Raw genomic sequence first — 260 nt, 5'->3', positions numbered from 1 at the left:
CACCCCACCGCTGCGAAGCGTAGCCAAGGGTTGCTCACGGACCGCGAAGAGCAACTCCCCGGCCAAGCGCAGAGTCTCGGCGATGGCGCCCATGGCAGCGTTGCGGCGCAGGGAGGCGCTGGTGCTGCCGAGCTCCGGCACTGGCGGAGAGAGCGTGAAGTCCTCCACGATGTAGCCGCCGCGAAGAGCCAGCCCCACGCTGTGGTGCAACTCCACATGGCCAGCGTCCAGGGGGACCAAGAGACTGCGCGCCAGTAACC

1 protein-coding gene is annotated in these 260 nt (G+C 68.5%); it reads right to left on the bottom strand.

What is annotated here, in order from left to right; genetic code table 11:
- Nucleotides 1-240 (bottom strand): hypothetical protein (locus tag SB764_RS41840; RefSeq protein ID WP_410867013.1); only part of this gene is annotated, 240 nt, incomplete at its 3' end.
- Nucleotides 241-260: the final 20 nt, after the last annotated feature.

The organism is Paraburkholderia sp. SIMBA_027 (assembly GCF_046535315.1).
GTDB lineage: Bacteria > Pseudomonadota > Gammaproteobacteria > Burkholderiales > Burkholderiaceae > Paraburkholderia > Paraburkholderia tropica.
Note: the sequence above shows the minus strand (reverse complement) of the source record. Positions and strands in the feature narration are given on the sequence as shown.